This window comes from Polaribacter ponticola, from assembly GCF_026191475.2.
In the GTDB taxonomy this organism is placed as follows: domain Bacteria; phylum Bacteroidota; class Bacteroidia; order Flavobacteriales; family Flavobacteriaceae; genus Polaribacter; species Polaribacter ponticola.
Map to the genome: position 1 here is coordinate 800556 of NZ_JAOSLC020000002.1, position 6945 is coordinate 807500.

Annotated in this window: 4 protein-coding genes and 1 pseudogene (1 of these 5 cut by a window edge); 2 read left to right on the forward strand and 3 right to left on the reverse strand. The window is 29.8% G+C overall.

Features of this window, described 5'->3' with window-relative positions; all coding sequences use genetic code 11:
• Positions 1–54 precede the first annotated feature (54 nt).
• Positions 55–570 carry a hypothetical protein gene (locus N5A56_RS04130; protein ID WP_265726254.1) on the forward strand — a complete coding sequence of 172 codons (516 nt, stop codon included), beginning with the start codon at positions 55–57 and terminating at the stop codon, positions 568–570.
• 3 nt (positions 571–573) lie between these two features.
• Here N5A56_RS04130 and rlmN read toward each other — a convergent pair whose 3' ends face one another.
• The 3 genes from rlmN to N5A56_RS04145 all read right to left on the reverse strand — a co-directional run bounded on the left by rlmN (position 574) and on the right by N5A56_RS04145 (position 4035).
• Positions 574–1614: a dual-specificity RNA methyltransferase RlmN gene (gene rlmN, locus N5A56_RS04135; protein ID WP_265726253.1), complete on the reverse strand. Its 1041-nt coding sequence runs from the start codon at positions 1612–1614 to the stop codon at positions 574–576.
• A gap of 67 nt (positions 1615–1681) precedes the next feature.
• The gene (gene queA, locus N5A56_RS04140; protein WP_265726252.1) at positions 1682–2731 is read right to left on the reverse strand and encodes a tRNA preQ1(34) S-adenosylmethionine ribosyltransferase-isomerase QueA; all 1050 of its coding nucleotides are present in this window, start codon (positions 2729–2731) and stop codon (positions 1682–1684) included.
• 68 nt (positions 2732–2799) lie between these two features.
• Positions 2800–4035 (reverse strand): 3-phosphoshikimate 1-carboxyvinyltransferase, encoded by a 1236-nt coding sequence (locus N5A56_RS04145; RefSeq protein WP_265726251.1) that lies wholly within the window; start codon positions 4033–4035, stop codon positions 2800–2802.
• A 55-nt stretch (positions 4036–4090) separates the two neighbouring features.
• On the opposite strand from N5A56_RS04145, the pseudogene N5A56_RS04150 reads away from it, so the two are divergent.
• A pseudogene (locus N5A56_RS04150) lies at positions 4091–6945 on the forward strand (VPS10 domain-containing protein); it runs 247 nt beyond the window's last position.

Consider the following 6945-nt stretch of genomic DNA (forward strand, 5'->3'; position numbering starts at 1 on the left):
CAAAAATAGAGAATAATTTTGGATTGATTATCTTTGATTCTTAAGTTTTAAATTATGAAAAAAATATTTTTAAGTATCCTTTTTCTTGGAGTTGTTAATTTAAGTTTCACTCAAGAAAATACAATAAAATTCCCCAATAATGTATTAGGAGTATACAAAGGAGATTTAAAAATTAACAATTCTAAAGGGTCTCAAATAATTCCAATGGAGTTTCATATAAAGAAAACAGATTCTTTACATAAATTCGATTATATAATTATCTATAATAATTCTCCAAGAAATTATACACTTGTTGTTAAAGATAAAGAAAAAGGAATTTTTGAAATTGATGAAAATAACGGCATTATATTACCAGCAAAATTAAGTGACAATACACTATATAGTTTTTTTGAAGTGCAAGGAAATTTTTTAAGTTCTAGATTAAATTTTACAAGTAACTTTTTAAACTTTGAAATATTATTTACGGCAACAAAGAACAAAATAAAAACAGGCGGAACTTCTAAAGAAATTCCACTTGTTTATGGGTTTCCAATATCTACAGTTCAAAAAGCTACTCTGTTAAAACAATAATAATTATGCTTTGTTAGCTAACTGTCCGCAAGCAGCATCTATATCTTTTCCTCTAGATCTACGAACGTTTACTGTTATATCGTGCATTTCTAAATTAGAAATATAATTATTTATTGCTAATGAACTTGCTTGTTGAAACTCACCATCATCAATTGGATTATATTCAATTAAATTAACCTTACAAGGTACATATTTACAGAAATCAACAAGTGCCTTAATGTCTTCTTTTCTATCATTAATTCCATCCCAAACTACATATTCGTATGTAATTGCTCTATTTGTTTTTTCATACCAATACTCTAAAGATTCTCTTAAATCTTTTAAAGGAAAATTTGTATTGAATGGCATTATTGAGGTTCTAACTTCATCAATGGCAGAATGTAAAGAAACTGCTAGGTTAAACTTCACTTCTTCATCTGCCATCATTTTAATCATTTTTGGAACACCAGAAGTAGAAACAGTAATTCTTTTAGAAGACATTCCTAAACCTTCTGGCGAAGTAATCATTTCTATAGATTTAAGCACATTTTTATAGTTCATAAGTGGCTCTCCCATTCCCATAAAAACAATATTTGTTAATTTATGATTATGGTACAATCTACTTTGCTTATCTATAACTACGACCTGATCATAAATTTCATCTGGGTTTAAATTACGCATTCTCTTTAATCGTGCAGTTGCGCAAAACTTACAATCTAAACTACAACCAACTTGACTAGAAACACAAGCAGTAGTTCTTTTCTCTGTAGGAATTAAAACAGACTCAACAATTAAACCATCGTGTAATTTAATTCCGTTTTTTATAGTACCATCTTTACTTTTTTGCATAGAATCAACCTTTATATGGTTGATTACAAAATTCTTTTCTAACATTTCTCTAGTACCTTTAGAAATATTAGTCATTGCATCAAAAGTATGTAAAGACTTGCTCCAAAGCCATTCATAAACCTGGTTACCTCTAAAAGCTTTATCGCCATTTTCAACAAAAAAATTACGTAATTGTTCTTTAGTTAAAGCTCGTATATCTTTCTTTTTTACTTCCATTATTTGCAAAAATACAAAACCTCACAAGAAACTTGTGAGGTTTTTAGTTTTCAATAAAAAAATTGAATTATATAATTAACATTGCATCTCCATAAGTAGAGAATTTATATCCTTCTTTAATTGCTACTTTATATGCGTCCATTAAAAAATCGTAACCAGCAAATGCAGCTGCTTGCATCATTAATGTAGATTTTGGTTCATGAAAATTAGTAATCATACTATTTGCAATACTAAACTCAAAAGGAGGAAAAATAAATTTATTAGTCCAACCTTCAAAAGCATTTAATTCTTGTTTAGATGATACAGAAGACTCTACAGTTCTCATTACTGTTGTACCAACAGCACAAATTTTTCTTTTTTCTATCTTAGCTTGATTAATTTTAGTAGCAGTTGCAGCAGGAATCACAATTTGTTCAGAATCCATTTTGTGCTTAGATAAATCTTCTACTTCTACTGGGCTAAATGTACCTAACCCAACATGTAAAGTCATTTCAGCAAAATCAACTCCCTTAATCTCTAAACGTTTTAATAAATGTTTCGAAAAATGTAATCCAGCAGTTGGTGCAGCTACTGCACCTTCATGTTTTGCAAATATTGTTTGATAACGTTCTTCATCAGAAGGTTCTACCTCTCTTTTAATTGCTTTTGGTAAAGGCGTTTCTCCTAGTTCTAATAATTTCTCTCTAAAAGCTTCATAACTTCCATCATATAAAAAACGTAATGTTCTTCCTCTAGAGGTTGTATTATCTATAACTTCTGCTACTAAACTATCATCTTCACCAAAAAATAATTTATTTCCAATTCTAATTTTTCTTGCAGGATCAACTAATACATCCCACAATCTATTTTCCGCATTTAGTTCTCTTAATAAGAAAACTTCAATTCTAGCACCCGTTTTTTCTTTGTTACCAAACATTCTTGCAGGAAAAACTTTCGTGTTATTTAACATCATCACATCACCTTCATCAAAGTAATTAATAACGTCTTTAAAAGTTTTATGCTCTATAGTTTGTTCTTTTCTATTTAAAACCATTAAACGAGATTCATCTCTATGCTCTGCAGGATGTAATGCTAACAGTTCTTCTGGCAATTCAAAATCAAAGTGTGATAATTTCATATATATATTTAGATGTAAAAGCGGCAAATATACGATATCGAAATAGGCGTTGTCAAGTGTTTGACTGTTTATCTTTGATAATCAGTAATATTAATTCCAATTTGCTTCATATCATCCCAAAATTTTTGGTAAGATTTTGTAACCACTTCTGCATTTAAAACCTTAATAGGTACTCTTAAAGCTAAAGGAGCAAAAGCCATTGCCATTCTATGATCGTTATAAGTTTTAATAGCAATATTTTTATTTATTTTATTTGAACTCTCTAAATGTAAACTTTCATTTGTTACAGAAATTGATGCTCCTAATTTAGTTAGCTCATCATTTAAAGCAACCAACCTATCAGTTTCTTTAATTTTTAAAGTATGTAAACCTGTTAAATTACAAGCAATATTTTCTGCAAAACAAGTTACTGTAATTGTTTGTGCAATATCTGGAGCATTTTTTAAATCGATTTCTAACGTTTCTTTATTTGACTCTTTTACTTTTTTTAGAGTGATAAAATTTTCGCCAAAAGTAGTAAGGACTCCAAAATGTTTGTAAATTTCTGCTAAACAAGAATCTCCTTGTAAACTTTCTTTTTTATAAGCTGTTAATTGAATTTCAGATCCAATTTCAGACAATGATATTATCGAATAAAAATAACTTGCAGAAGACCAATCAGACTCTACAACTACAGCTTGCTTTTGTGTAGCTGTTTTAGGATAAACTTTGATAAAATTAGCTTCAAATTTATTTTCTATACCTAATTGAGTTAACAAACTTAAAGTCATATTAATATATGGTATAGAAGTAATTTTACCAATTAATTCTATTTCTAATCCATTTTCTAATTTAGAAGCAATTAATAATAATGATGATATATACTGACTACTAACGTTTCCATTAATTTGTACTTTATCTTTTATAATTTTTGCGCCTTTAATTCTAATTGGCGGATATCCTTCTTTTGCCTCATAAGAAATTTCTGCACCTAAATCTTTTAGTGCATTTACTAAAATTTCTATAGGTCTGTTTTGCATTCTCTCAGAACCTGTAAGTACAGTTTCTCTACCTTTATTAACGGCAAAATAAGAAGTTAGAAAACGCATTGCTGTACCTGCATGACCAATATCTACCAATTCGTTTTTTGTAGAAAGCGCATGTTGCATATGTACAGAATCATCTGAATCTGATAAATTTTCGATAGAAATTTCTGGAAATAGTTTTTGTAAAATTAACAATCTGTTAGATTCACTTTTAGAACCAGAAATAGTTATTTTTTCATTTATTTTCTTATCTGCTAAAACATTTAACAATATGTCCATCCTAAAAATTGATTTTAATTCTTACTTTTAATCCTCAAAATTACAACTAACCTTTATGAAAAAAATTATTTTTTTGGCTATTTGCGTCTTCTTTTCTGCAAATGCCAAAGTTAATGCACAAAAAAACCTACCAAAGTTTCTAACGAATATTTTAGCGCTATAAAATGGAGAAATATTGGTCCTTTTAGAGGAGGAAGAAGTGCTGCTGTTACTGGAGTAAACAGCAAAGCTAACTTATTTTATATGGGTGCAACTGGTGGTGGTGTATGGAAAACCACAGATGCAGGTAATACTTGGCAAAATATTTCTGACGGATTTTTTGGAGGTTCAGTAGGTGCTGTAGCGGTTTCTGAATCTGATAATAATGTTATTTATGTTGGAATGGGAGAAAAAACAGTTCGTGGAAATGTTTCTTCTGGAGATGGAATTTGGAAATCTGAAAACGCTGGTAAAACATGGAAACATATTGGATTAAAAAACTCTAGACATATTCCTAGAATGAGAATTCATCCAAAAAATTCTGATATTGTTTTTGCAGGTGTTTTAGGAGATTTATACAAACCAACCCAAGAGAGAGGTGTTTATAAATCTATAGATGGTGGAAAAAATTGGAAACGTGTTTTATTTTCTGATGAAAACTCTGGAGTTGTAGATTTAATAATCGACCCAAATAATCCAAGAATTTTATTTGCCACTACTTGGGATGTTCGTAGAACTCCTTATAGTTTGTCTTCTGGAGGAAAAGGCTCTGCTCTTTGGAAAAGTATAGATGAAGGTGAAACTTGGACAAATATTTCTAAAAACAAAGGTTTGCCAAAGGGTATTTGGGGAATTGCTGGAGTTACAGTTTCACCTGTAAATTCTGATATCGTTTATGCTTTAATAGAAAATAAAAAAGGTGGTGTTTATAAATCTTTAGACGCAGGAAAAACCTGGAGATTGATTAATTCTGAAAGAAAATTACGTCAAAGAGCTTGGTATTACACTCGTTTGTATGCAGATACACAAGATGAAGATATTTTATATGTTTTAAATGTTCGTTATCATAAATCTACAGATGGTGGTAAAACATATAAAACGTACAATGCTCCTCATGGAGATCATCATGATTTATGGATTGCTAAAAATAACAATCAAAGAATGATTATTGGTGATGATGGAGGGGCTCAAATTTCTTATGATGCTGGAGAGAATTGGAGTACTTATATGAATCAACCAACTTCGCAATTTTATAGAGTTACAACAGACAATCATTTCCCTTATAGAATTTTAGCTGCACAACAAGATAATTCTACTGTTAGAATTTCTCACAGAACTAATGGTAGATTTATAACAGAATCTGATTGGAGTTCAACTGCTGGTGGAGAAAGTGCTCATATTGCTGTAGATCCATTAAATAATGATATTGTTTATGGAGGAAGTTATGGTGGCTTACTAACCAGAAAAAATCATAAAACAAACGAAACTCGAGCAATAAATGTTTGGCCAGATGATCCTATGGGTCATGGAGCAGAAGATTTTAAATATCGTTTTCAATGGAATTTCCCAATTTTCTTTTCACCTAATAATAAAAAACGATTGTATGCAGCTTCTAATCATTTACATATTACAGAAAATGAAGGGCAATCTTGGAAAGTAATTAGTCCAGATTTAACTAGAAACGACCCAAAAACATTAAAATCATCTGGAGGTCCAATTACACAAGATAATACTGGTGTAGAGTATTATGGAACCATTTTCGCTGCTACAGAATCTGCTTTAGAACCAGGTTTAATTTACACAGGTTCAGATGATGGTTTAGTACATGTTTCTAAAAATAATGGTGAAAACTGGGAAAACATCACTCCTAAAAAAATACCAGAATGGATGATGATTAATTGTATAGAAGTAGATCCTTTTACAAAAGGTGGTGCTTATATTGTGGGTACACAATATAAAACTGGAGATTACAAACCTTACATCTACAAAACAGAAAATTATGGTAAATCATGGAAACTAATTACAAACGGAATTGCTGAGGAAGATTTTACAAGAGCTTTAAGAGCAGATCCCAAACGTAAAGGTTTATTATATGCAGGTACAGAAAGAGGTATGTATATTTCATTTAATCATGGTAAAAACTGGCAATCTTTTAGACAAAATTTACCTGTTGTACCTATAACAGATTTAACCATTAAAGACGATAATTTAATAGCAGCAACTCAAGGACGATCTCTTTGGATTATTGACGATTTAACTCCTTTACATCAACTTAATACAGTAGAAAAAGAAAATATAGTTTTACACAAACCTAAAGATGCTTATAATTTATCTGGTGGAAATGGTAGGACTTCCAAAACTGCAGGAACAAATCATCCTGGAGGTGTAGCAATTAATTATTTTATCAAAAAAACGGAAGAAAAAGATACAATTTCTATTACATTTTATGATATAGATAATAATCACATAAAAACATTTAGTACTAAACCTAATAAAGAAAAAAGGGGGTAAACTAAAAGTTGATGATGGAAATAATATTTTTTACTGGAATATGATGTATAATGGTGCAGAATCTATTAAGGGTATGATTTTATGGTGGGCATCTTTATCTGGACCAATGGCTTTGCCTGGAGAATATAAAGTTGAATTAAAAGTAAATGATGTAAAAAAAACTAAGAATTTTTCGATTGTAAAAAATCCAATTTCTGAAGCTTCTGAAAATGATATGAAAGTTCAATTTGATTTTATTAATGATATCAACCAAAAAATGACTGAAATTCATAAAGCATTAAAAAATGTGAAGAAAGTTAGGGCTCAAGTTGGTGTGTTAAAGAAGTCTATTAAAGACAAAAAGAAGTATAAAGAAATTCTTGATTTTACTGATAAATTAGTAAAAGATATGACTAAAATTGAAGAAACTTTATACCAAAC

Excerpts from the sequence above, each read along its gene's own strand:
- N5A56_RS04130 (WP_265726254.1), top strand. The coding sequence starts at position 55 with ATGAAAAAAATATTTTTAAGTATCCTTTTTCTTGGAGTTGTTAATTTA.
- rlmN (WP_265726253.1), bottom strand. The coding sequence starts at position 1,614 with ATGGAAGTAAAAAAGAAAGATATACGAGCTTTAACTAAAGAACAATTA.
- queA (WP_265726252.1), bottom strand. The coding sequence starts at position 2,731 with ATGAAATTATCACACTTTGATTTTGAATTGCCAGAAGAACTGTTAGCA.
- N5A56_RS04145 (WP_265726251.1), bottom strand. The coding sequence starts at position 4,035 with ATGGACATATTGTTAAATGTTTTAGCAGATAAGAAAATAAATGAAAAA.